This is a genomic window from Streptomyces abyssalis, assembly GCF_001751365.1.
Lineage (GTDB): Bacteria > Actinomycetota > Actinomycetes > Streptomycetales > Streptomycetaceae > Streptomyces > Streptomyces abyssalis.
Window position 1 is genome coordinate 367,468 of record NZ_LJGT01000038.1, and the last position, 24,407, is coordinate 391,874.

The 24,407-nt window shown below is 72.0% G+C and carries 19 protein-coding genes; 14 read left to right on the forward strand and 5 right to left on the reverse strand.

Going from position 1 to position 24,407, the window contains the following annotated elements; translation table 11 throughout:
• Nucleotides 1-62 precede the first annotated feature (62 nt).
• Complete coding sequence (locus AN215_RS08860) at nucleotides 63-2,672, reverse strand: bifunctional FO biosynthesis protein CofGH (protein WP_070013130.1); 2,610 nt, start codon at nucleotides 2,670-2,672, stop codon at nucleotides 63-65.
• 133 nt (nucleotides 2,673-2,805) lie between these two features.
• Between AN215_RS08860 and AN215_RS08865 the strand changes: the two genes are divergently transcribed.
• The 11 genes from AN215_RS08865 to AN215_RS29770 all read left to right on the forward strand — a co-directional run bounded on the left by AN215_RS08865 (nucleotide 2,806) and on the right by AN215_RS29770 (nucleotide 15,339).
• Entirely contained in the window at nucleotides 2,806-3,408 is a 603-nt protein-coding gene (locus tag AN215_RS08865) for a hypothetical protein (protein WP_139140706.1), read from the forward strand.
• Nucleotides 3,409-3,630: 222 nt separating this feature from the next.
• Entirely contained in the window at nucleotides 3,631-5,130 is a 1,500-nt protein-coding gene (locus AN215_RS08870; RefSeq protein ID WP_488803504.1) for a CehA/McbA family metallohydrolase, read from the forward strand.
• Between the two features lie 397 nt (nucleotides 5,131-5,527).
• Nucleotides 5,528-7,219 (forward strand): ATP-binding protein, encoded by a 1,692-nt coding sequence (locus tag AN215_RS08875; protein ID WP_070013127.1) that lies wholly within the window; start codon nucleotides 5,528-5,530, stop codon nucleotides 7,217-7,219.
• Entirely contained in the window at nucleotides 7,216-7,641 is a 426-nt protein-coding gene (locus AN215_RS08880) for a roadblock/LC7 domain-containing protein (protein WP_070013126.1), read from the forward strand. Before AN215_RS08875 ends, AN215_RS08880 begins: the two co-directional genes overlap by 4 nt.
• Nucleotides 7,638-8,003, forward strand: a complete 366-nt coding sequence (locus AN215_RS08885; RefSeq protein ID WP_070013125.1) for a DUF742 domain-containing protein — start codon at nucleotides 7,638-7,640, stop codon at nucleotides 8,001-8,003. The genes AN215_RS08880 and AN215_RS08885 overlap by 4 nt, the downstream gene beginning before the upstream one ends.
• A gap of 121 nt (nucleotides 8,004-8,124) precedes the next feature.
• A complete protein-coding gene (locus tag AN215_RS08890; RefSeq protein WP_070013887.1) occupies nucleotides 8,125-8,700 on the forward strand; it encodes a GTP-binding protein in 576 nt (191 codons plus the stop codon).
• A 134-nt stretch (nucleotides 8,701-8,834) separates the two neighbouring features.
• Nucleotides 8,835-10,283, forward strand: a complete 1,449-nt coding sequence (locus AN215_RS30040; RefSeq protein ID WP_070031132.1) for a cytochrome P450 family protein — start codon at nucleotides 8,835-8,837, stop codon at nucleotides 10,281-10,283.
• On the forward strand, nucleotides 10,232-11,419 hold the full coding sequence (locus AN215_RS08900) for a cytochrome P450 family protein (protein ID WP_245694451.1): 1,188 nt from the start codon (nucleotides 10,232-10,234) through the stop codon (nucleotides 11,417-11,419). Before AN215_RS30040 ends, AN215_RS08900 begins: the two co-directional genes overlap by 52 nt.
• 199 nt (nucleotides 11,420-11,618) lie before the next feature.
• Entirely contained in the window at nucleotides 11,619-14,573 is a 2,955-nt protein-coding gene (gene afsR / locus AN215_RS08905; protein ID WP_070013885.1) for an SARP-family global regulator AfsR, read from the forward strand.
• Nucleotides 14,574-14,792: 219 nt separating this feature from the next.
• Nucleotides 14,793-15,035: a hypothetical protein gene (locus AN215_RS08910; RefSeq protein WP_070013123.1), complete on the forward strand. Its 243-nt coding sequence runs from the start codon at nucleotides 14,793-14,795 to the stop codon at nucleotides 15,033-15,035.
• Nucleotides 15,036-15,189: 154 nt separating this feature from the next.
• A complete protein-coding gene (locus tag AN215_RS29770) occupies nucleotides 15,190-15,339 on the forward strand; it encodes a hypothetical protein (RefSeq protein ID WP_171904155.1) in 150 nt (49 codons plus the stop codon).
• 107 nt (nucleotides 15,340-15,446) lie between these two features.
• Here the strand turns inward: AN215_RS29770 and AN215_RS29500 are convergent, their stop codons facing one another.
• Entirely contained in the window at nucleotides 15,447-16,040 is a 594-nt protein-coding gene (locus tag AN215_RS29500; RefSeq protein WP_070013122.1) for a hypothetical protein, read from the reverse strand.
• A gap of 197 nt (nucleotides 16,041-16,237) precedes the next feature.
• Here AN215_RS29500 and AN215_RS08920 point away from each other — a divergent pair, with 197 nt between their 5' ends.
• Nucleotides 16,238-17,170: a hypothetical protein gene (locus tag AN215_RS08920; RefSeq protein WP_070013121.1), complete on the forward strand. Its 933-nt coding sequence runs from the start codon at nucleotides 16,238-16,240 to the stop codon at nucleotides 17,168-17,170.
• Between the two features lie 16 nt (nucleotides 17,171-17,186).
• Here AN215_RS08920 and AN215_RS08925 read toward each other — a convergent pair whose 3' ends face one another.
• Nucleotides 17,187-17,570: a VOC family protein gene (locus AN215_RS08925; RefSeq protein WP_245694352.1), complete on the reverse strand. Its 384-nt coding sequence runs from the start codon at nucleotides 17,568-17,570 to the stop codon at nucleotides 17,187-17,189.
• A gap of 85 nt (nucleotides 17,571-17,655) precedes the next feature.
• Nucleotides 17,656-20,292, reverse strand: a complete 2,637-nt coding sequence (afsK, locus tag AN215_RS08930) for a protein serine/threonine kinase AfsK (RefSeq protein WP_070031133.1) — start codon at nucleotides 20,290-20,292, stop codon at nucleotides 17,656-17,658.
• Between the two features lie 596 nt (nucleotides 20,293-20,888).
• Here afsK and AN215_RS08935 point away from each other — a divergent pair.
• A complete protein-coding gene (locus AN215_RS08935; RefSeq protein WP_070013118.1) occupies nucleotides 20,889-21,536 on the forward strand; it encodes a TetR/AcrR family transcriptional regulator in 648 nt (215 codons plus the stop codon).
• A 211-nt stretch (nucleotides 21,537-21,747) separates the two neighbouring features.
• Entirely contained in the window at nucleotides 21,748-22,884 is a 1,137-nt protein-coding gene (locus AN215_RS08940; RefSeq protein WP_079122992.1) for a flavin-containing monooxygenase, read from the forward strand.
• A 92-nt stretch (nucleotides 22,885-22,976) separates the two neighbouring features.
• On the opposite strand, the gene AN215_RS08945 is transcribed toward AN215_RS08940, so the two are convergent.
• Complete coding sequence (locus AN215_RS08945) at nucleotides 22,977-24,308, reverse strand: MFS transporter (protein WP_070013884.1); 1,332 nt, start codon at nucleotides 24,306-24,308, stop codon at nucleotides 22,977-22,979.
• Between the last annotated feature and the right edge of the window lie 99 nt (nucleotides 24,309-24,407).

Sequence of the window (24,407 nt, forward strand, 5' to 3'; positions counted from 1 at the left end):
CGCCCTCCCGGCAAGCTTCATTACCGGTCACGGCACCGGGGTCAGCACTCTAGAACGCCGGTTCAGTTTTCCAACACCGGAAGGAGCTCCGGAAGGTGTCCGTCGGAACGGTGTGCGGCCTCCAGGCGCTCCGCCGGCACACGACCGTACAGCGTCGTACGGGCGCGGGCGGGACGGCCGGCGGCCTCGGCGATCGCGACGAGATCCTGGATGGAGCGGTACGAGCCGTATGAGGACCCGGCCATCCGGGAGATCGTCTCCTCCATCAGCGTGCCGCCGAGGTCGTTCGCGCCGGAGCGGAGCATTTCCGCGGCGCCCTCGGTGCCGAGCTTGACCCAGCTCGTCTGGATGTTGGTGATGTGCGGGTGCAGCAGCAGCCGGGCCATCGCGGTCACGGCCCGGTTGTCCCGGGTGGTGGGGCCGGGCCGGGCGATGCCCGCCAGATAGACCGGCGCGTTGGTGTGGATGAAGGGCAGCGTCACGAACTCGGTGAAGCCCTCCACCCCCTTGGCGAGCGCCTTCCGCTGGATCTCGGCGAGCTTGCGCAGATGACCGAGCCAGTGGCGGGGCTGGTCCACGTGTCCGTACATCATCGTGGAGGACGAGCGGATGCCCGACTCGTGTGCGGTCTCGATGACTTCGGCCCAGGTGGCCGCCGGGAGCTTGCCCTTGGTGAGGATCCAGCGGACCTCGTCGTCGAGGATCTCCGCGGCGGTGCCGGGGACCGAGTCGAGTCCCGCCTCGCGCGCCTGCAGCAGCCAGTCGCGGATCGAAAGTCCCGTGCGGCTCGCGCCGTTGACGACCTCCATGGGCGAGAAGGCGTGCACATGCATGTCCGGCACGCGTTCCTTCACCGCGCGTGCGATGTCGAAGTAGGCGGTGCCCGGCAGATCCGGGTGGATGCCGCCCTGCATGCACACCTCGACGGCGCCGACGTCCCACGCCTGCTGTGCACGGTCGGCGACCTGGCCGAGGGAGAGGGTGTAGGCGTCGGCGTCGGTGCGGCGCTGCGCGAAGGCGCAGAAACGGCAGCCCGTGTAGCAGACGTTGGTGAAGTTGATGTTGCGGGTGACGATGTACGTCACGTCGTCGCCGACCACGTCGCGGCGCAGCTCGTCGGCGATCCGGCAGAGCGCGTCCAGGGCTGAGCCGTCCGCGTGCAGCAGCGCCAGCGCCTCGTCGTCGGTGAGGCGCGTCGGGTCGTCCGCGGCGGTGGCCAGCGCCGCACGCACGTCCGTGTCGATCCGCTCGGGTGTCATGCCGGGCTGTGCGGCCTCGCGCAGGGAGTCCCAGTCGCCGTAGACCTCGTCGAAGTCGTCGCGCCGGTCGGCGGTGCGCCCGTCGGTGTCGATGGTGCGGTGCAGGTCGGTGCGTCCCGAGGGCGCGATGAACCCCTCGTCGGGCTCCTGCCACGGGCGGCCCTCGACGGGGGCGTCCTCAAGTGCGAGGCCCGTCTCCGGCTCCACGAGCGCGTTCACGTGCGGCAGCAGGCGCGGGTCGAGCCAGGGTTCGCCGCGCTTGATGAACTCCGGGTAGACGGGCAGCCGTTCGCGCAGCACGAAGCCGGAGGCGGCGGTGCGTTCGGCCAGGTCGTCGATCTGCGGCCAGGGGCGCTCCGGGTTGACGTGGTCCTGCGTCAGCGGGGAGACGCCACCCCAGTCGTCGATGCCGGCGTCGATGAGCATCGCGAACTCTCCGGCGTCCCCGTCGACGAGGTTCGGCGGCGCCTGGATGCGGGCCGAGGGCCCCATGATGTGCCGCGCCACGGCGATCGTCGCGGCCAGCTCCTCCAGTTCGGCGTCGGGCGCTCCGCGCATCGCCGTGTCCGGCTTGGCGCGGAAGTTCTGCATGATGAGTTCCTGGATGCCGTGGTACGCCCTCTGGATGCGGCGCAGCGCGAAGAGGGACTCGGCGCGCTCCTCGTACGTCTCGCCGATGCCGATCAACAGCCCCGTGGTGAAGGGGACGTTGGAGCGCCCGGCGTCCTCCAGCACGCGCAGCCGCACCGCCGGTTCCTTGTCGGGCGATCCGTGATGAGGGCCGCCCGGCTCGCTCCACAGCCGCTCGGCCGTGGTCTCCAGCATCATGCCCATGGACGGCGACACGGGCTTGAGGCGCTGGAAGTCGGACCAGGAGAGCACCCCCGGGTTGAGGTGCGGCAGCAGACCCGTCTCCTCCAGGACGCGGACGGCCATGGCCCGTACGTACGAGAGCGTGTCGTCGTAGCCGTGCGACTCCAGCCACTCGCGGGCCTCCGGCCACCTCTCCTCGGGCTTGTCCCCGAGTGTGAACAGGGCTTCCTTGCAGCCCGTCGCGGCGCCTCGGCGGGCGATGTCCAGCACTTCGTCGGGGGAGAGGAACATCCCGTGACCGTCGCGCCGCAGCTTCCCGGGAACCGTGACGAACGTGCAGTAGTGGCACTTGTCCCGGCACAGCCGGGTGAGCGGGATGAAGACCCCGCGCGAATAGGTGATCACTCCGGGGCGCCCCGCCGCTTCGAGCCCGCTGTCGCGCACGCGGGCCGCGGAGCGGGCCAGGTCGGCGAGATCGCTGCCGCGCGCCTGGAGCAGGACGGCGGCTTCGGCGGCGTCGAGCGTCACACCGTCGCGGGCACGGCGAAGTGCGCGCCGCATTGCGTTGGCGGTGGGGGCTGCCTGCGCGTTCGAAGTCATGAACCGAGCATACGAGCGGGATCGGCGGCCCTCCGAGGCCGCAACTGCGGGCAATGTCACATCGTCTACGGTGCTGCGTGACGTTCGGCCGAACGTGCGATGCCGTACCGACACCACAACTACGGGGGAACACATGCGAATTCGACTTCTGACCACTGCTGCCGTGCTGCTCCTGGGCATGCTGGGCGGAGGCGGCGCCGTCGCGCACGCCGCGTCCGGGCTTCAGGGAGGACCGGCGGCCGGGGCCGCGGTTCCGGGAGCTGCCGGTCCGGGAGCTGCGGGTCCGGTCTCGGGAGGGGATTCCGGCGGTACGTCCCACGGGGTGTCCGGCGACCGCGCGGGCGGCGGGGAGGGCGAGGACGGCGTACGTACGCAGGCGGCACCCGGCCGGGTCTCGGGCGGGGTCAGCAGCGGCGGGAGCAGGGGCGGCACGACGAGCAGCAGCTCCTCGAGTTCGTCCACGACCGGCGGCAGCACGGGCGGGACCGTCAGCACCGGCGGAGGCGTCAGCAAGACCAGCTCGGGCAGCAGCTCGAAGGGCGGCTCGACCCTCGGCAGGAACACGACGACCACCACCACGACCACGGCCGGCGGCGGCGGTCACAGCAGCACGGACTCCGTCGCCAAGAAGAGCAGCAGCCGATGGTGGCTGTGGGTCGTCATACCCGTCGTCCTCATCGTGATCGTGGCGGCGGCGCTGATCGTCTTCGCCGCGTCCCGGCGGCGGCGCGCCTGAACCGGGCTCCGGAGCAGCGTTACCGGAGGCTTCCGGGCCGGGCCCTCGCGTCCGCCGCGTGCACGGTTCCGGAGTTTTCCACAGGGGTTTCCCAGCCCGTCTCCGACGCGTACAACAGTGGTTCGTGGCGTCAAGGTGGGCGCCTCGGGACGACTTCAGGACGCGGTGCGGGACGGTGCGCCGCATCGGCCCGCGGGCCAGGGGGAGGCACAGATGCCAGGTGTGGAGAGACGCGACATGCTCCGGCTGTCCGCGGTGGCCGGTGCCACGGGGGTGCTCACCCTCGGCGGCGTCAGCTTCGCCCGTGCCGCGGACGGCTCGGAGAAGTCCAGGACGGTGAAGGGCCATCTGCCCACGGGCGCGCCCGACTTCGTGTATCTGCCGGTCGAGGTCCCGGCCGGGGTCCGCGAGATCGAGGTGTCCTACACCTACGGCAAGCCGTCCGTCCCCGAGGGCACCAAGGGCAATGCCCTGGACATCGGCGTCTTCGACGAGCGGGGCACGGCGCTCGGCGGCCGGGGCTTCCGTGGCTGGTCGGGCGGCGCGCGCGACCGGTTCACCATCAGCGCGGAGGAGGCGACGCCCGGCTATCTGCCCGGTCCGGTCCGTGAGGGGACCTGGCATGTGGTCCTCGGTCCGTACACCGTCGCCCCGCAGGGCCTGGACTACGAGGTCACCGTCACCCTGCGGCACGGGGCTCCGGGCAGCACTCCGCGCCCCGTCCACCCGCCGGAGCGCGCAAGGGGCCGCGGCCGGGCCTGGTACCGGGGCGACTGCCATCTGCACACGGTGCACTCCGACGGCAAGCGCACGCCGGCGGAGACCGCCGCGGCCGCCCGTGAGGCGGGGCTCGACTTCATCGCCACCACGGAGCACAACACCACGTCGGGTCACGGCGCCTGGGAAGGGCTGTGGGACGAGGAGTTCCTGATCCTCTGCGGCGAGGAGGTCACCACCCGCAACGGCCATGTGCTGGCCCTCGGCACCGACCCGGGCACCTTCGTCGACTGGCGCTACAGGGCGAGGGACGGCCACTTCCCGCGCTTCGCACGCCGCGTCCGCCGCGCGGGCGGCCTCGTCGTCCCGGCCCACCCCGACTGCCCGTTCGTGGGCTGCCAGTGGAAGTTCGGTTACGAGGACGCGGACGCGGTGGAGGTGTGGAACGGCCCCTGGACGGCCGACGACGAGCTCGCCGTGGCCGCCTGGGACAACATGCTTCTGGCCCCGCGGTCCGGCCGGGGCCCGCTCCCTGCCTTGGGCAACAGCGACGCGCACGCCGAGCCGCAGGCCGTCGGCGTACCGCAGACGGTGGTCCTCGCGGAGGACCTGTCGCGGCAGGCCCTGCTGGAGGGCATACGAGCGGGCCGCAGCTACATCGCGGAGTCCTCGGAGGTCTCCGTGAGCCTCACGGCGAGCGGCGGGCACGGCGAACACGCGGACATCGGGGGGCGGTTGGCGGTGGACCCGGATGCGGAGGTCGCCGTACGCCTGGAGGTCTCGGGCGCGCCGGCGGGCGCCACGGCCCGGCTCCTCACCGACCAGGGCGAGATGTTCACCAGCCCGGCCTCGGCGGCGCCTCTGGAATGGCGGACGACGGCGTCGCTGGCGGCGTACGTACGAGCGGAGATACGTCACCGTCCGCCCGTGGGGTCGCCCCCGGGTCTGCCGGGCGCCATGGCGGCGATGACCAACCCGGTCCGGCTCGGCAGGGGCGGGGGCTGACTCGCTGCGGCTGAGGCTCCCCGGGGGGCGACCGGTGTACGGGCCGTACGCGCGTACGTACGGGCCGACGTCCTGACTGACGCAAGGGCGTGCCGGCGTGCCGGCTTACTGGCGTGCCGGCTTGCCGACGTGCCGGCGCCGCGCTTCCAGGAGCTGTCACCCGACCGGCCACTCGCCATCGGTCTCTGACTGAACTCTCCCTGTTTGCCCGCGGAATGCGATCAGTCGATGTGTACGGATGTTCCTGTTACGGGTGTGCACACCATGTGTCTGCGGCAGCATGTGGGGACCGCCGGGCGAGGAGAGCCGCAGGGGCGGCAGTCAGGGGGAGGCACGTTTCACCCCCGCCAGTCGACCGAACCACCGTTCACAGCAATCCAGTTGACCAAGGACGCCGATGACCGACACACCGGTGGCGCTGATCGTGTTCCTCGCCTTGGGTACAGTCGCCGTCGTTCTGGCTCTGCTTCTCGTCCGCTCACGGCAGGAGCTGAGCAGGTCGCAGCTGCACACAGAGGCGACCGAGACGGAACTCGAGAGCGCGTCGCGGTACGCCGCGGACCTCGGGGCGCGGCTCCGGGCGGTCGAGGCCGAACTGCGGCATCTCGTGGGAGCCCGCATACCCGAACTGGCCACCTCCCTGGCCCACTCCAACGTGCCCGTACCGGGTCCGCTCGGGACCGCCACGCTGAGCCCCGACCTCGACCGGTCCCTCGACGCCGTGCTCACTCAGGTCAGGGAGGAGGTCACCAAGGAGCGCCTGCGCGTCGACGCTGCCGCCCAGGCAGCCATGCGCGGCGCGACCACCACCATCCAGGCGCTGCTCTACCAATTGCAGACCCTCCTCCAGCGGATGCAGGAGAAGTACGAGGACCCGCTCGTCGCCGAGGACTTGCTGGCGGCCGACTTCCTCAACGAACAGGCCCTGCGCCGCATCCAGTCGACGGCGGTGGTGTGCGGTGCCTGGCCGGGTCTGACGCGGGAGAACTCACACCTCGCCGATGTCGTCGTCGGTGCCTCGTCCCGGCTCAGCGGCTACGAACGCGTCCAGGTCACCAACCTGCTGCGCGACCCGGTCGGCGTCGTCGCACGCGCGGTCGAGCCGGTCGCCGTGACGCTGACGGAGCTGATGGCCAACGCGCTGCACTACTCCCACCCCGAGCTTCCCGTCGTCGTCACGCTCCAGCAGGGCAACAGCGGCGTCTCGGTGATCATCGACGACGCGGGCGTCGGCATGACCTCGGAGGAGCTCACCCGCGCCAAGCGGCTGATGTCGGGCGACGAGGCGATCCTCATCACGGAGCTCGGCGATCCTCCGCGCAACGGCTTCGCGGCCGTGGGTCAGCTCGTGCGCCAGTACGGCTTCAGCACGCACGCCGAGGCCTCCCCGTACGGAGGCGTGCGTGCGGTCGTGCACATACCCGGCGAGCCCCTGCTCACGCTGCTCGACGAGGAGGAGCACCCCCTGTCGGCGATGGCACCGACGGCCCCGTACGGCACGCCCGTACTGCCGGGGCGTGCCGCCACGGACGCCCGTGCGCCGGACCCGTCCGAGGCCGGGGGCACAGGCGCGGCGTCCGGGTCCCCGGGCACGGCGGAGGCGGAGGAGCTGCCGCGCCGTCGCAGGCGGAGCCGTGCAGACGCACAGCGGAAGGCGGAGAGCGCCGGCGCCGCCGGCGCGAGCCTCACGGGCGTCACGGATTCCCCGGCCGCCACGGGTACTGACGTGCCCGGCGCGGCCGGTCCGTCCCCGGTCCCGGAGACATCGGAAGGGCCCGGCTCCGGCTCCGGAGTGGCCACCGCTCCGCCCTCGACGCCCGAGGAGAGCGCCGAGCGCTGGGCCGCGTTCCAGAAGGGCACCGCCTCCGGACGCGCCGCCGCGGCGGACCGGGAGAGCCCCACGGCCGCAAGCCCCACCACCGCAACTCCCACGGCCGCAAGCCCCACCACCCCAAGCCCCACGAGCAGGCCGGGCGAAGCAGGCGAGCCGGCCGAGACCGGCACGACAAGCGAGACCGGCGGGACCGGCGGCGACGCAGGAGACGAAGACGCCGGTCCCGGTGCAGCCGAAGGGAATCAGCCCGTATGACCACTCCCGCCCGCCGTTCCGTCCGGGAGGACACCTCCTGGGTGCTGGCCCCGCTCCTCGAACTGCCGCATGTCATCCACGCGGCCGTCATCTCCGGTGACGGTCTCATCGAGGGCCGTTCGCCGAATCTGGAGCGGGACTCCGCGGAGGGCGTCGCCGCGATGCTCTCCGCCCTGCAGGGAGCCGCCCGTACCACCACGGCGGCCTTCGCCGGCGAGTACGACGTCAAGCTGCGGCAGACCGTGATCGAGTCCGATCTGGGCTGGGTGTTCGCGATACCCGCTGGCGAGAACACCTGCCTCGCTGTCTTCGCCGGCCCCGAGGTCAACATGGGCGTCGTCACGCACCAGATGCAGGTCCAGGTGGCCACCCTGGGCTCGAAGACCATGAACAGCCCCACACGGAGCGACAGTCCGGGATGAATCCGCCGCGTGACCAACGACGTCTCGTGCCCGCGTATCTGGCCACGACCGGACGCGCGCGGCCCAGCCGCAACACGCTCGACCGGCTCACCGTGCTGCACGCCCCCGCGGACCCGTCGGAAACCGGCCTGCGCCCGCAGCAGCGGCGCCTGCTGGAGCTGCTGCAGCCCGGGCCGCTCTCGTTGGCCGAGGCCGCCGCGCATCTGCGGCTGCCGGTCAGCGTGGTGAAGGTCATGGTGGCCGACCTCGTCGACGCGGGTCACCTCTCGGCCCGCGCCCCCGTACCCGACGCCGAACTGCCCGAGCGGCAGATTCTGGAGAAAGTTCTCGATGGACTCCGCACTCTCAAGTCCTCCCGATGACAACCACGGTGACGATTCCGGGGCCGATCTCGGTGACAACTCCGGTGACGAAGGTGACGTACCGCCGTCAGTCCGCGGCGCAAGTCGGCGCACCGGCGCCGTCACCGCTCCCGGGACCGGCATGTACCTGGACGGCGAGCGCACCCAGACCCTGGTGAAGCTGCTGGTGGCGGGCCCCTTCGGCGTCGGCAAGACCACCTTCATCCGTTCGCTGTCGGAGACGGAGCCGCTGCACACGGAGGAGGTGATGACGAGCGGAAGCGCGGCAGTCGACGACCTCTCGGGAATCCGGGAGAAGTCCACGACCACGGTGGCGATCGACTTCGGGCGTCTGACGCTTCCCGGTGATCTGGTGCTGTACATGTTCGGCACACCCGGCCAGCGCCGCTTCTCGCCGCTGTGGCAGGACATCTCGCGGGGCGCGCTGGGGGCGCTCGTCCTCGCCGACACCCGTCGCCTGTCCGACTCCTTCGAGGTGATGGACATGATCGAGGACGCGGGCCTGCGCTACGCGGTCGCCGTCAACGCCTTCCCCGACTCCCCCTCGCACCGGCCCGCAACGCTCCGCGACCATCTCGACCTGCTGCCCGACACCCCGCTCGTGCTGTGCGACGCGCGCGACCGCGACCAGGCCACCGACGCGCTGATCGGACTCGTGGGCCACGTGCTCGCCCTCACGCCTGAGGAGACAGCGTGACCGCCACACCCGGACCAGGCACACCCGAACCGCCCCCTCCCGAGGCAGGCACGTCCGCGCCGGGCGCGTCCGCAGCAGGCACGTCCGCAGCAGGCACGTCCGGGCCGGGCGCGTCCGGGCCGCCGCGCGGTGTCATGCCCGCCCCCAGGGGCGAACCGCACCACGAGATCGCGCAGTTGTACGGGCCGGAATTCGCCGCGGACCCGCACGCCGTCTACGACCGGCTGCGTCGCTACGGCGCGCTCGCACCGGTCGAGATCTCGCCGGGCGTCATGGCGATGCTGGTCACCGACTACCGGGCGGCGCTCGACCTCCTGCACGACCCCGTCACCTGGTCCAAGGACTCGCGGAACTGGCAGGAGACGCTCCCCGAGGACTCACCCATCCTGCCGATGCTCGGCTGGCGGCCCAACGTCATGTTCAACGACGGTGACGTGCACGCCCGTTACCGCCAGGCGATCACGGACGCCTTCGACCGCATCCCGCCGCACGAGCTGCGCGCGATGGTGGTGAGCATCTCGGACTCGCTCATAGCCGAGTTCGGCGCGGACGGACGAGCAGATCTGATGGGCCAGTTCGCCCGGCTGCTGCCGCTGAAGCTCTTCAACCGGCTCTTCGGGCTGCCCGACTCCTACAGCGAGCAGCTCATCCGCTCCCTGGCCGGGATGATGGAGGGCGACCCCGAGGAGGCGTCGGCGGCGGGGGACGAGTTCCAGGGCTACATGAACGAGCTGATCACGGCCAAGAAGCAGGTACGCGGCCGGGATCTGACGTCGTGGTTCCTGGACCACCCTGTCGGGCTCAGCGACGAGGAAGTCGCCCACCAGATGGTGCTGACCATGGGCGCAGGCCACGAGCCGACGACCAACCTCGTCGGCAACGCCCTGGCCCGCATGCTCACCGACGACCGCTACTACAGCACGCTGTCCGGCGGCGCCCTCACCCCGCGCGACGCCATCCAGGACGTCCTGCTGAACGAGCCGCCGATCACCAACTACTCGGCCCATTACCCGAAAAGGGACGTCTACTTCCACGGCACATGGATTCGTAAGGGCCAGCTCGTCATGGTCTCGTACGCGGCGGCCGGCGCGGCCCACGGCCGTACGGGCACGGGCGCGGGTGCGGGCCCGGGCGCGGGTGCGGGCCCGGGTGACGGCGCGGGCGCGGGCGGCAGCGGTGCGAGCGGTTCCGGCGGCGGCGCCCATCTGGCGTGGTCGGCGGGCCCGCACTCCTGCCCCGTGCCCCGCGCCGCACTGCTGATCGCGACCACCGCCATCGAGCGGCTCTGCGCATGGCTGTCCGACATCCAGCTGACCGTCCCGCACGACCAACTCACCTACAGGCCAGGGCCGTTCCACCGCGCCCTGACACACCTGCCCGCACAGTTCACTCCCATCAGCCCCGACCAGGCAGGAGCCACCCCATGGGACAGCAGGGACACAGGACAGGACCGGGGCGGCAGGCCCGAGGAGGAGAGCAGGCAGACGCCGCAGCCCCCGGGCCCGTCCCCATCGACCCCGCCGGAAGGGCCATCCACGCCGAGGCCGACAGCCTCCGCGGATCCGGCCCCGCCGCCCTCGTAGAGCTTCCCGCCGGCATCCAGGCGTGGTCCGTCAGCAGCTTCGACCTGCTCAAGCAGCTGCTGACGGACGACCGTGTCTCCAAGGATCCGCGGCGGCACTGGCCGGCCTGGCAGCGCGGCGAGTTCCACGACACGTGGATACGTTCCTGGGTGGGCGTCACCAACATGTTCAGCTCGTACGGCACAGAGCACCGCCGTCTGCGCAAGCTCGTCGCACCCGCCTTCACCGGCCGCCGCACGGAGGCGATGCTGCCCCGCGTCGAGCGGATAACGGGCGAACTGCTCGACGCGATGGCCGCGTTACCGCGCGGCGAGAAGGCCGACCTGCGCAGCGCCTACGCGCATCCACTGCCGATGGGAGTCATCTGCGAACTCTTCGGCATCCCCGACGAGCAGCGACCGGGCATGGCACGTCTCGTCGAGAAGATCATGGACACCTCCGCGTCGCCCGAGGAGGCGGCCCGCACGGCGGAGGAGGTGCAGAGCACGTTCGGCGCCCTCGTCCAGCTCAAGAGGGAGCAGCCCGGCGAGGATCTGACCAGCGTGCTGGTCTCCGCACGTGACGACGAGACGGGCTCGAAGCTCTCCGAGGCCGAACTGCTCGACACGCTCCTGCTCGTCATCGGCGCCGGCCACGAGACGACCGTGAACCTGATCGGCAACGCGGTGCACGCTCTGCTCACCCACCCCGCCCAGCTCGAACTCGTCCGCAGCGGCGAGGTCCCGTGGAACGACGTCATCGAGGAGACGCTGCGCTGGGCCCCCAGCATCGCCTCGCTGCCGCTGCGTTACGCCGTCGAGGACATCGCCCTTCCCTCAGGCGCGACGATCCGGCAGGGCGAGGCGATCCTCGCCACGTACGCCGCGGCCGGGCGCGACCCGGGGCGGCACGGCGCCGACGCGGGGCAGTTCGACGTGCAGCGCACAGACGTGGAGCATCTGTCGTTCGGACACGGCGTGCACTTCTGCCTGGGCGCCCCCCTTGCGCGCATGGAAGCCCGTACTGCGCTCCCAGCGCTCTTCGAGCGCTTCCCAGAGCTGTCTCTCGCCGTCCCGCCGGAGGAGTTGGAGCAGGTGGAGTCCTTCATCGCGCACGGCTACCGGACGCTGCCGGTGCTGCTGCACGGCCCCGGCTGACACCACCGCTCCCATGACACCCGGACGCCCCGGCCTCCCCACCCGCCGCCCCCGTGGAGGTGCTGTTACCACACCAATCGCCCCTGTTCCGTGCAAAGTTCGAAGGACTCGTAGAGGAGCCGGGGCCCTGATGACGTATAGCTGACAAGCAAGGCAGACTGACCCCTGCGGAGTGGGATGAAGAGCGCAGGGGGCCATGATGGGGGCCGAGGGGAACATCGGTCGCGCGAGTGAACAGCAGGAACAGAAGCTGGGCTTCGCCGTGCTCGGACCGGTCCGCGCCCACCGCGGCGACCAGGAAATCCCCATGGGCTCACCGCAGCAACGCGCGTTGCTCGGCGCCCTGCTGCTGCGCGGCGGCCACACCGCGACCGCCGAGGAGCTTATCGACGCGCTGTGGGGCGAGGAGCCCCCGGAGCAGGCGAAGGCCACGCTGCGCACGTACGCCTCGCGCATCCGCAAGGCACTCGGCGACGACGCGGAGCTGATGGTCAGCGAGTCCGGCGGCTATGCGATCCGTACGGGCCGCGCGTACTCCGATGTCGTCCTGGACCTCGACACCGCCACCGCCCACGTCTCGGACGCGGAGAAGTCCGCGGCGAGCGGGGACCGTTCGGGCGCACGCGACAGCTACGCGGCCGCCCTCGCACAGTGGAGCGGCGAACCGCTGGCACATGTGCCCGGCCCCTTCGCCGAGCGGCACCGCAGCCGTCTGACGGAATGGCAGCTCTCCCTGCAGGAACACCGCACCGACCTGGACCTCCAACTCGGCTGCCACACCGAGGCGGTGAGCGAGCTGACGGCTCTGACCGCGGCGCATCCGCTGCGCGAACGGCTGCGCGAGCTGCTGATGCTGGCGCTCTACCGCAGCGGCCGGCAGGCCGAGGCGCTGGCGGTCTTCGCCGATACGCGGCGGCTCCTCGCCGACGAACTCGGCGTCGACCCCTGCCCCGAGCTCATCAGCCTCCACCAGCGCATCCTCGAAGCCGACGACAGCCTGACCCTCACTCCCGACGAGCCGTCCGGCCCCGCCACGCCCAAGCCCGCCCAGCCCGCTCAACTGCCCGCCGCCGTCGCGGACTTCACGGGCCGCGACGCGTTCGTGGCGGAGCTGAAGGAGCAACTGGCCCAGGCCGAGGGCACGGTGATGGCCGTTTCGGCCGTCGCGGGCATCGGCGGCGTGGGAAAGACGACTCTCGCCGTGCACGTCGCGCATGCGGCGGCGGAGTACTTCCCGGACGGCCAGCTCTACGTGGACCTTCAGGGCGCCGGTTCCTCGCCGGCCGAGCCGGAGGCGGTGCTGGGCGCGTTCCTGCGTTCGCTGGGAGTGCAGGACGAACTCATCCCGGACGGTGTGGAGGAACGTGCCGGGCTCTTCCGGTCACTCCTCTCGGGCCGCCGCGTGCTGACCTTCCTGGACAACGCCCGCGACGCCGCGCAGGTGCGCCCGCTCCTCGCCGGTGCGGCCGGCTGCGCGGCGCTGGTCACCAGCCGGGTCCGCATGGTCGACCTGGCCGGCGCGCACCTCATCGACCTCGATGTGATGAGCCCTGAAGAGGCGATGACGCTCTTCACGCGCATCGTCGGCAAGGAGCGCGTCACCGCGGAGCGCCAGGCGGCCATGTCCGTGGTCGGCGCCTGCGGATTCCTGCCGCTTGCCATCCGCATCGCGGCCGCCCGGCTCGCCTCCCGCCGCACCTGGACCGTTGCCACCCTCGCCGAGAAGCTCGCCGACGAGCACCGGCGTCTCGACGAACTCCAGGTCGGCGACCAGGCCGTCAAGGCAACGTTCGAGCTCGGCTACGGACAGCTCGACGCCGAACAGGCCCGCGGCTTCCGCCTGCTGGGCCTCGCCGACGGACCGGACATCTCCGTGCCGGCAGCGGCGGCGCTCCTGGACCGCACCGTGGACACGACGGAGTCCCTGCTGGAGTCCCTCGTCGACGCGTCCCTGCTGGAGTCGGCCGCGCCCGGCCGGTACCGCTTCCACGACCTGGTGCGGCTCTTCGCCCGCGCCTGCGCCGAGCGCGACGAACAGCCGCCGTCCCTCCGGGACGAGGCCTTCTCCCGGCTGCTGGACTTCTACCTCGCCACCGCCTCGAAGGTCTTCGGTCTCGAACGTCCGGGGGAGCGGGCCCTGGACCACGTCCTGCAGCCGCAGGCCGAGGGCATGTACTTGGCGACCCGGGACGAGGCACTCGGCTGGCTCTTCTCTGAGGCCGACTGCGTACTCTCCTGCGTGCAGCAGGCGGCGGAGCGCGGCATGCTGCACCATGCCGCGGATCTCCTGATCGTGACCAAGGACTGCGCCGAATCCGGAGTGCACTCCCTGCGATACGAGCGGGCCGCAACCGCCGTCCGGGACGCCGCCCGTGCCGCGGACGACGCCCTGCCCGGGGCCCGGGCCCAGGCGATGCTGACCCACGCGCACATCGTGGCTGGCCGCTTCGGCAAGGCGGACGAGGAGGCCCAGCAAGCCCTGCTTCTCGCCGAGGCCGCCCGTGACCCCCTGACGAGCTGCTGGTCCCTGAACCAGCGCGGCATCATCGCCAATTGCCAGAGCCGCTACGCGGATAGCGAGGCGTTCCTGCTGCGCGCGATCGACGCCTTCCGCGCGGACGGCAACCGTCCCAGCGAGGCGAGCGCCCTGTGCAACCTCTCGCAGGCCAGCCTGGCATCGGGGGACATGGAACGGGGGATTCTGCTGGCGCGGCAGGGGCTCGAGGTCTACGAGAGCCTCGGCCACAAGATGCGGATGGCCAACGGGCGATACGCGCTCGGGCGAGCTCTCACGCAAGCCGATCACATTCCGGAAGGGCTCGAACAGCTCACCAAGGCGGTGGAGCTCTTCCGTGAGGCCCGGCAGCCGCTGTGGGAGGGCGTTTCCCACTTCCGCATGGCGGAGGCCCACTTGGCGGCAGGCCGCCCGGCCGAGGCCGCGGGTCACGCCGAACAGGCCCTCGCCCTGCGCGGAATCGGCGGCGAATGGATGCGTGGCAGGATGCTCACCGTGCTGGGACGGGCCTTGGTGGCGCTGGGTCAGCGCGACCGGGGCCGTGTCTGCTGGAAGGACGCGCTGGCCGTCTTCGAGGAGATGGGAGCGTCGGACGCCGAAGAGGTCCGCGGGCTGCTGACCCCCGCTCCTGCGGCGTAAACGCCCCCGCGACAGGCGCACTTATCGGTCGTTCATCGATCGTTTATCGCGACTCGGCAAGGTTCTTACATCGATCCGTCGCGTCGGGGGGCAGGCGGATCCGGGGGGAGGCCGCACTCCGGCTATGGTGAGCGGCCCTAAAGCCCGCCCGGCGACCCACGGGGGAGTCGCTGGGCGGGCAGTCAGCACAATCGGCCACCAAGCCACAGGAGTTCGGTCATGAGCGAGACGACACAGTCCACCGTCGAGGACTTCGAGAAGGAATTCGAGACCGTCGGTACCGACGGCGACCACATCTCCGGCCGGCCCGGAAAGGGCGACGACGGCGACCTGGCGGTGAAGGACGACCACTCGCCCATCGGCCCCGAGGCCGGGGTCGACGGCGGTGTGGTCACGATGGACGACCACTCGCCCATCGGCGCCGAGTCGGTGAAGGACGAGAGCCCGGGCAAGGGCAAGTAGGCCATTTCCTCGGGGGAAACAGGGGGCTTGGCGTCAGCGGCGCGGAGGGGGCGCCGCTGCCGCCGAGCCCCGCTGCTTGGGCACCGCCCAAGGGGGAATCCTGAAGTTGCCCGCCGTTCGCCGACCGCACGACCACGCACCTCGGAGGAGAGAAATGCCGAAAGTTCTGAAGACGCTCATAATCTGCTCGTTACTCGTAGCCGGAGCAGTCTCTCCTGCTGTGGCCGCCGGAGCCACGCAGTCCGACGTGCCGAACATCCGCAGCGTCCAGATCAATGACCACAAGGACGACCACGTACCCTGATCCAGCACGACGAGCGACGCCTGAAGGGGGCGGGCCACTGAGTGGCCCGCCCCCTTCAGGCTTTCCGGTGGGCGGTCAGCCCGTCGGTCCGTCAGCCTGCGGGCCCGTCATCTGACCGACTCGACGAGGCAGTCCGACACGTCGCCGATCCGCTCCGGATGCGCCATGCGTACGTCGACGGCCTCCGTGTCCCTGCTGCCGACACTCACCTCCGCGAGGCCCGAGTCGACGTAAGTCCCGGACTCGTCGAGGAACTTGACCTTCACCTGGTAGGTCTTGCCGTAGCTCTTCGGGTTGCGGACCTCCACCACGGCCTTCGCCGCGCTCCCGCTCTGCGCCGCGCACTGCGCGACGGTCCCGGTGGCGGTGCCGCTCCGGGCGGTTCCGTTGGCCGTACCGGTGGTGCCGGTGGTGCCGGTGGTGCCGCTGGTGCCGGTGGTGCCGTGATAACGCCCCGAGCGCCGGTAGCCGCCGTCGCCCGAGCCATAGTCGTCCTTCCTACCGCTGTCATAGCTGCTGCTTCCGCCGCCGTAGCTGCTGCCGCTTTCGTAACTGCTGTCGCTGCTGCTGTGGCTGCTGGAGCTCGAACTGCTGCACCCTCCGCCGCCGCTCCGGCCGCCGCCCTTCCGGGCGGGGCTGAACCCGCTGATCGCCACGAGTACGACCGCCACTGCGGCGATGAGCTTGAGATGACGCGACATGGTTGAGACCCCCGATGTTGACATGAGCACTGAGGCGGATGCCCCAGTGCGGGGACGCCGCCAGGTGGCCGGGGGGTTCCGCCCGGCGTAACGTTTCGTACGGGATGACGCACGCTGCGGCGTCAGCCTGCTCCCCGGCGGGAGAAGCACCCGCCGGAAGGAGCGACCGCGCGGCGCCGGGAAGCGAGGCGAACCCGATGGTCCGGAACCTGCTCGGCACCCTGCTCGCGCTCATCGGCGCGGCCGCGGCGGCGTGGAGCCCCTTCCGTGCGTGGTACGGGGCGCGGCTCGGCCGCGACTACCTCGTACGCGAACTCTTCTCGTCCGCCGGCATCACCGGAACCCAGGCAAGCCTGTGGACGGGGCTGTTCATGCCCATGCTCGGCGCCGGCGTGCTCACCCTGCTCGCGGTGCTCATGCGCTCCCGTCTGCTCCTGGCGCTGACGGGCCTGCTCGTGCTGGGCTTCACCGTTCTGTGGATGATCCGCCAGGGGCAGGACGCGGGAACCCTCACGGCCGGAGCCGGCGGTCTCGGCGACGGCGTGGGCTACGCCATCGGCGGCGGCGTGCTCCTCCTCATCGCCTCGCTCGTGATGCGGGGGCGCCGCCCGCGCGGACGGCGCCGCAAGGGCCGCCACAGTGGCCGCGTGGACGACAGCTACGCCGCGAGCGCGGCCGTCGCCGGGCCCGACGACCGGGAGTTCTCCGAAATGCCCCAGCCCTACGGCCCCTTCGGGACGACGCACGGTCCCCACGAGGCCTACCAGGCGGACGACTGGCCACCGTACGAGCGCAGCCACCACCCCTACTACTACGACGACTCGACACCTCCGGAGGAGTGGGACCCGTGGGCGCCCCGGAACCCCGGGCCCACGTCGTCCCCAGTGAGCCCGCCGGAGGACCGGCCCGGCCGGCCCGGCCAGGGGGCGGATCAGGGGGCGGAGCCGGGCGCGGATCAGGGCGAGCCCGGCGCCCCGGGCGGCCAGCCGCCGCAGGGCCCGCAGCAGCAGCCTCCGGCCTCCGCCGGGCCGGACACGGAGGCGCCGGCGGAGCAGGACGGCCACGGTCCCCAGGGCACGCAGCGCATTCCGCGCCGACCCGACCACCGCGGGGGCGGCACGTCCGAGTGACCCGCCCCGGTCAGGTTCAGTGGCCGGGCAGGAACAGGCAGAACGGATGGCCGACGGGGTCGAACAGAACCCGTACGCCCTCCTGCGGCTGGAACTCCGCCACGACCGCTCCCCCGGCGACGGCATGATCCGAGGCGGCATCGAGGTCGTCGACCTCGATGTCCAGGTGGATCATCATCTGCTGGTCGCCGGGCCCGGCCGGCCACACGGGCCTGACGTGCTCCGACTCGGTCTGGAAGGAGAGCCCGGGCCCGCCGTCCGGTGCTTCCAGCATCACCCAGTCCGGCTCGTCCCACTTCAGCCGCCAGCCCATCAGGTGGCGGTAGAAGTCCGCCAGCGCACGCGGATCGGGTGCGCCGAGCACGATGGCCGAGAGTCTTGTACGCGGTCCGCCGCTCACGGCGCCTCCTCGTCCTCCGACGTCCGGCATCCGATGTCTTGCGACCCGGCACGTGATCTCCGAGCCCAGCGGAGCTCGGCCGAGCTCAGACCTGACGAGCCTGCCCCGTGCCCTTCGCAGCGTCCAGCGCGTAGACGCAGCGGTCCTTGCTGCACGCGAAGACGACGCCGCGGTCCGCCACCGGCGACCCGGTGATCTCACCGCCCGTGGCCAGCTTCCAGCGCAGCTGACCGCCCACGGCGTCCACGGTGTAGAGGCAGTGGTCGGCAGAGCCGAAGTGCACCCTTCCGTCCGCGACGACCGGCGCGCCCACCAGGTCACCGCCGGCGGCGAACCGCCAGCGCGGCGCGCCGCTGACCGCGTCCAGCGTGTACAGCGCGCCCCCGCTGCCCAGGTGGACGAGCCCGTCGGCGACGACGACCGGCTCCGTCGAGTGCCGGGCCTCCGTCGCGATCCGCCATCTGTCCTGGCCTGACGCCGCGTCCAGGGCGTAGACCGTGCCGAGGTGGTCGGCCAGATACACGCCGCCCCCCGCGACCGCCGGGCCGTGCACGAAGGCGGGCGCGCTCAGGAAGACCGCCGGGGCGTCGAAGCGCCAGCGCTCCGCTCCGCTCGCCCCGTCCAGGGCATGGACGCGCGCACCGGCGCACACATAGACCACGCCGTCCTCCGCCGGGGTCAGCCGCAGCGGGACGCCGCCGGTGACTCCCGCGTCGCCGACCGGGTACGACCAGCGCTCGGCGCCCGTGCGGGCGTCCAGCGCGAACAGCCGGCCCTCACCCCACGTGTAGACCGTGCCCTCGTGCACGGAGGGGCCGCCCTCGCGGGTCTCGAACTCCGTCTGCGCACCGCCGAGTTCCCACAGCTTCTCGCCGTTCGCCGCCTCCCACGCCTGTACGCCGCCGCCCCGCGTGCCCGTGACGACGGTGCCGTGGCCCGCCTGGAGCGAGAACACCCAGCCGTCGGTGGCCAGCCGCCACAGCTCGGAGCCGTCGCGGGCGTCGAGCGCGTAGAGGCTCGGCCCGTCCGAGGCGTGTACGCGCCCGTCCGCGACGGCCATCGACCAGGCCACCTCGCGTGTCCTGAACTGGCGGCGTCCGCTGGCGACATCGAGCGCGTGCACCTCGAAGGAGGTGACGTAGAGCAGGTCGTCGGCGACGACCGGCGTGCCCCACACGTCGTTCGACATGCGGAAGCGCCACGGACGCCAGCGCTGCCGCTGCGGCGCGCCACCGGCCTCTCCGGGGGCACCGGGCGCGGAGACCACTCCGGCGGGCTCCGCGAGCGGCGGCGCCTCACCGGTCACACCCGCACCGGCCGCGGACACGGCCGCGGCGCCGGGCCCGGTCACCGGCGCGGCCGCCGGCGCCGGCTGCGCCCCGTTCGGCGGGCGCACCCAGCCCGTGGCGGGACCGGCCGCCTCCGCACGTACGTCGTCGGAGCGGCGCGGCCCGGGACCGATGGGCACCTGCGAGCCGGGCAGCCGTACGGGAGCGCCGTCGGCCACGTCCGCGGACGAAGGGGCGCCGTGGACGGGCTGACCCGGCGCCACAGGCTGAGCCGACGGCCCGCCCGGTGCCGCGTGAGCGGGATGCGAGGCCAGCGATCCGACGGCCGAGGGCCCGCCGGGACCGGCCGGGATGGCGTGCCGGGGCCCGCCCCGGCGCCCGCCTCCGCCGGCGGCGTGCGCGGGCGGTGCCTGCGTGACGGCGGGCGGCGCGGAAGCGGCAGAGGGCGCCGGCTGCGCGGACGGCCCGTCCGGAGCCCCGTCCGGCGGTCCCTCCGGCGGACTGTCCTGACGGTGAGCGGCCCGTCTGGGCGTGGGACGTGCACCGCGTTTGCGCTCGATGAGAGCCACCGCCCCGGCGGGCAGCCAGGCCGAGGCCGTGCCGCTGTCGTCGCCGCCCGCGGAGAAGAGATGCGGGGCGAGCTGTGCCTGGATGTCGGCGGGGGTGGGGCGCTCCTCCGCGGCCATGCGCATACAGGGGTCGATGAGGGGCCGCAGCTCCTCGTTCATGCCGTCCAGGTCGGGCCCGTCGCGCAGCAGCATGAAGACGGTCTCCACCGGGTTGGCGCCGTGAAAGGGCGCATGCCCGGTGGCCGCGAAGACGAGTGTGGAGGCGAGGGAGAAGACGTCGCTCGCGCCTGTGACGCTGCGTGAGTCCCGTGCCTGCTCGGGCGACATGTACGCGGGCGTACCGACGGCGACGTTCGTCATCGTCAGGCGGGTGTTCGAGACACCCGAGGCGATACCGAAGTCGATCACACGCGGACCGTCCTCGACCACGAGGACGTTGGACGGCTTGAGGTCACGGTGCACCAGCCCCGCGCCGTGGATGGACTGGAGCGCCTCGGCGACCCCTGCCGCGAGCCAGCGGACGGCCTGCACCGGCAGGGGCCCGCACTCGTTGACTATCTCCTCAAGGGAGGGCGCGGGCACGAACGCCGTCGCGAGCCACGGCACCGCCGCCCGCGGGTCGGCGTCCACGACGGCCGCGGTGTAGAAGCCGCTGACTGCGCGCGCGGCCTCGACCTCGCGCGTGAAGCGGACACGGAACAGCTGATCCTCGGCGAGCTCGGTCCGTACCGTCTTGATCGCCACACGGCGGCCGGAGGCCGAACGCGCGAGATAGACCAGCCCCATGCCCCCGGCGCCGAGTCGGCCGAGCACCTCGAACTGGCCGATCCGTCGCGGATCGTGCTGCGTCAGCTGCTCCACCACTTACCTGCCACCTCCCCGTCGGGGCCCCTCGACTTCCGCCCCGTGCAGCTTCTCACTGCCCTGCCGGTCACGCGGTCCACAGGCTGATTCTTCCTGCCCATGGCGGTGGTTGCGAACCCGGGGGCAGCCCCTTCGGGTCTCCGCAGGCCAAACACCGAAGCGCGAGGCGTGATTCCTTCTCTCCCCCGAATCCGGTACGGGGCGTGTGCGGCGTGCGCCGCGCCCCTGTCCGCCCCTCACGCCGCACCCGCCGCGGCGGGACCGCAGGTCACCGGCGCGCCCCGGCAGGTCGCCCGTGCCGCCCGCCCCCCGGCGTGAAAGGCCCGGTCCGCCCGGACGACAGACCCTAGCCGCGTTCGGGAGCCTCTGCAGGCCGATGATTCGAACGCGCAGTGTTCTCCCCTCCCCTCGCTGTCCCCCCACGCTGTCCCCTCGCTGCTCCCTCGGTCGGCCCCCGCCGGTACGTCTGCCCGGGATCCGGCCGTCCTCTACGTCTGCCCCGCGGGGCGCCTCGGGACCCACCCCGGATCCGGCCCGTCCACCCCATTTGCATGCGGCCGAATCGCGCGCCCGTTCCCCGTCGATAAGCTGACGGCATGACAGGACAAGTTCGAACCGTCGACGGGCGAGTAGCGGGGCGCCGCGGGCAGGCGACGCGGCAGAAGCTGCTCGACTGCCTCGGCGAGATGCTCAGCTCGTCGCCGTATCGCGATGTCAAGGTCATTGATGTCGCACGGCGGGCGGGCACGTCCCCGGCGACCTTCTACCAGTACTTCCCGGACGTCGAGGGCGCCGTCCTCGAACTGGCCGAGTCCATGGCGAAGGACGGTGCCGCGCTCAGCGATCTGGTGACCGACCGTTCCTGGGCGGGCAAGTCCGGCTGGCGCACCGCCGAGGAACTCGTGGACGGGTTCCTCTCCTTCTGGCGCAAGAACGACGCCATCCTGAGGGTCGTCGACCTGGGCGCGGCAGAGGGCGACAAGCGGTTCTACAAGATCCGCATGAAGGTCCTGAACTCCGTCAACCAGCCGCTGACGGACTCCATCAAGGACCTCCAGGCCAAGGGCCGGGTCGACAAGGACGTCAATCCGGCAGCCACGGCCGGCGCGCTCGTGATGATGCTCGCCTCCGTGGCGGGCCACCAGAAGGGCTTCCAGACCTGGGGCGTCAAGCAGGCGGAGCTCAAGCCGAACCTGGCTCTGCTGGTCCACCTCGGTGTGACGGGCCGCAAGCCCACGAGATGAACCGTTTCCTCCGGGTACTCCGAAAAACGTTTCTCCCCCACCTCTCCGAAACCCCCCTGCCGGACCCCGCGGCCTCCGCGGTCTCCACGTCCGCCCCGCGTTCCGCGGCAACCGCACGTGTCACGGGCGGCGGCCGCCTCCACGTGCTCTTCCCGTGACTCTTCCGTGACGGGAACACCACGCGACCAGCACTAAGCTCTCCGTCATGCCCATGACCGACGACGGAGTTCCCGTTCACATCATCGGCGCCGGTCCCGGTGGCCTGGCCACGGCCGCGGCGCTGCACGAACTCGGCATCAGCACCGTCGTACTGGAGAAGTCCCCGTCGGTCGCCGCCTCCTGGCGCGCCCACTACGACCGGCTGCGACTGCACACCACGCGTCGCTGGTCGGCGCTCCCGGGGCTGCCGATTCCCCGCTCGTACGGACGCTGGGTCGCGCGCGACGACTTCGTCTCCTACCTGGAGAGCTACGCCGAGCACCACGGCATCGAGGTGGCCACCGGCGTCGAGGTCGACTCGGTCGCACGCGACGGGGACGACTGGGTGCTGCACGCCAACGGCGGCCGCAGGCTGACCACGCCGGTCGTCGTCGTGGCCACGGGCTACAACCACACCGCGCGGCTGCCGTCCTGGCCCGGCCGGGAGACCTACGAGGGCGAACTGCTGCACGCCTCGCGCTACCGCAACCCGGAGCCGTACGCGGACAAGGACGTGCTGGTCGTCGGCGCCGGCAACACGGGGGCGGAGATAGCCGCCGATCTCGCCCAGGGCGGGGCCGCACGGGTGCGGCTGGCCGTACGCACCGTCCCGCACATCGTCCGGCGCTCCACCCTGGGCTGGCCCGCGCAGGCCAACGGCATCCTCTGCCGGCGCCTGCCGACGCGGCTCGTGGACGCCCTGGCGGCACGCATGGCGAAGGTCGCCGTCCCGGACCTGTCCGCCCGCGGGCTCCCGCGCCCCGACACCGGGCTGTACACGCGGGCCCGCCAGGGTGCTATCCCCGTACAGGACGTGGGGCTGATCAAGGCCGTACGAAAGGGGAAGGTGGAGCCCGTCGCGGCCGTGGAGTCCTTCGACGGTGCGAAGATCCAGCTCGCCGACGGATCGTCCGTCGCCCCCGACGCCGTCATCGCCGCGACGGGTTTCCGGCGCGGGCTCGAAGACCTCGTCGGCGGCCTCGGAGTGCTCGACGACGCCGGACGTCCGCTGGCGCACGGCCGGCGCACCCACCCGGAGGCCCCGGGGCTGTACTTCATCGGCTACACGAATCCGCTCAGCGGGATGCTGCGGGAGCTGTCGCTGGACGCGCGCCGGATCGCGAAGGCGGTGAACCGGGCCGTCGCCTGACACCGCCTGCCCCAGGGCCGCCCGGTCCAGCTCGTGGCCCTGGCCCCTTCGGCCCCTGGCAGGTCCCGGTGCGGACTCCCTTGCGGGCGCCGTCAGGACGGCTGAGCCGTCCCCCGCCCGGGCTCCGGCTGCCCCCGTCCGCGTATCACCAGGGCCATCAGCGCGGCCGTACCGCACAGCGCGCCGGAGGCGATCCAGGCCACGTCGTAGCTGCCGAAGGTGTCCCGCGCCAGGCCCGTCAGGAAGGCGACCACCGAGGCGCCGACCTGGTGCGAGGCGAGGACCCAGCCGAAGACGATCGCGCCGTTCTCACCGAAGTGCGCGCGGCACAGCGCGATCGTCGGCGGGACGGTGGCGACCCAGTCGAGCCCGTAGAAGACGATGAAGAACAGCATCGGAGGCTGCACGCTCTCCGCGAAGAGCATCGGCAGGAAGAGCAGCGAGACGCCACGCAGCGCGTAGTAGACGGCGAGCAGCCTGCGCGCGTCGAAGCGGTCGGTGAACCAGCCCGAGGCGACCGTCCCCACCAGGTCGAAGACGCCGATGACGGCGAGCAGCGAGGCGGCGGCGGGCACGGGCATGCCGTGGTCGTGCGCCGCGGGCACGAAGTGCACGCCGACCAGCCCGTTCGTCGAGGCCCCGCACACCGCGAAGGTGCCCGCCAGCAGCCAGAAGACCTTGGTACGGGCCGCGTCGCGCAGCGTTCGCAGGGCCCGCTTGGCGGCTCCGGGAGGCGGGGGCGGCGGGGTGACGTATTCGGGGCCCGCTCCGTACGGGAGCACCCCCGCGTCCTCCGGCCGGTCCCGCAGCACGAGCAGCACCAGCGGCACGACCGCGAGCGCCGCGAACGCCACCGTCAGCGACGCCGTACGCCAGCCGGGACCTTCGACCAGCAGCGCGACCAGCGGCAGGAAGACCAGCTGCCCGGCGGCGCCGCCGGCCGTGAGGATGCCGCTGACCAGGCCGCGGCGCTCGATGAACCAGCTGTTGGCGACCGTCGCCGCGAAGGCCAGCGCCATGGAACCGGTGCCGAGGCCGACGAGGAAGCCCCAGCACAGAATGAGCTGCCAGGTGGCGTCCATGAAGACGGTCAGTCCGCTTCCGGCGGCGATGAGCAGCAGCGCCCCGCAGACGATGCGGCGGATGCCGTAGCGCTCCATCAGCGCGGCCGAGAAGGGAGAAGTGAGGCCGTAGAGCAGGACGTTGACGGAGACGGCGGCGGAGATGGTGCCGTGCGACCAGCCGAACTCCTCGTGCAGCGGATCGATGAACACACTGGGCGTGGCCCGGAAACCGGCCGCGCCGACGAGCGCGACGAACGACACCGCGGCCACCCACCAGGCGCGGTGCACGCGCGGTGGACGCCGCCCGGGCGGCGGAGTGACGGGCCGCCCGGGTGCGGGCGCGTGTTCGGGTGCGGTCAGGGGCCGCTTCGGGGGCTCGGTCTCGTGCTCCTGCACGGGTTCCTGCACGGGTTCAGTCGCGCGTTCGGTCACGGAATCAGACTCCGCCGGGGCACATCC